Annotated in this window: 1 protein-coding gene; it reads left to right on the top strand. The window is 66.6% G+C overall.

All coding sequences use genetic code 11. The features are described 5' to 3' along the window. Nucleotides 1-96: 96 nt before the first annotated feature. A partial coding sequence (locus ACFPP6_RS36495; protein ID WP_382051149.1) for a lytic transglycosylase occupies nucleotides 97-779 on the top strand: 683 nt, incomplete at its 3' end.

Below are 779 nucleotides of genomic sequence, written 5' to 3'. Positions count from 1 at the left end.
CGGGGTCGCTGGGCGCCGTCGACCGAGAAACGGCGCTTGATTTCTGCGCCGCTTCAGGGCCGGGCGACATCCGCGATTGGAAGGTTCAGCTCAGTTATGCGCTCCACCGTCTCCGCTTATGCCCGTCTGCCGAAGGTTCACAAGTTCTCCGTTGCCGGTATTGCCGCGACGGGTGCCGCTGTCGTCGCGGTGGCCGTTGCCCCGCATGCTTTCGCTGCTGATGCCGCTGCGGATGCTGCTGCGGTGAAGCCGGTGGCGTGGAGTGCCGAGGCGTTCGGTGAGACGCAGCAGGCCGAGCTGGACCAGCACGTTGCCGCTGCCGCGAAGGCCGGTGCGGAGGCTGCTGCGAAGGTGAAGGTGGACCAGGAGCGGGCCGGGAAGCAGGCTGCCAACCGTTCCACCGAGCGCAAGGCCATCGCTGCCGAGCCCGCCGCCCCGGCCAAGCCCGCCACCAAGCCTGCCGCCCCGGCCAAGCCCGCTGCCCCGGCCAAGCCGGCTGCTCCGGCGAAGAAGGTGTATGCCGAGAATCTCGAGGGCTGGATCAGTGAGTCCCTGGACATTCTGCGGGCGAAGGGTATTCCGGCTTCGTATGACGGCATCAAGCGGAATGTGCTGCGTGAGTCGACGGGTAACCCGCGTGCGATCAACGACTGGGACATCAACGCTGCCAATGGTGTGCCGTCGAAGGGTCTGCTGCAGATGATCGACCCGACGTTCAAGGCGTACCACGTCGAGGGCACGTCCTGGGACATCTACGACCCGGTCGCCAACATCACCGC

This window comes from Streptomyces aureoversilis (assembly GCF_042657885.1).
In the GTDB taxonomy this organism is placed as follows: domain Bacteria; phylum Actinomycetota; class Actinomycetes; order Streptomycetales; family Streptomycetaceae; genus Streptomyces; species Streptomyces aureoversilis.
The sequence above is the reverse complement of the archived record's forward strand: the minus strand, read 5'-3'. Positions and strand labels throughout refer to the sequence as shown.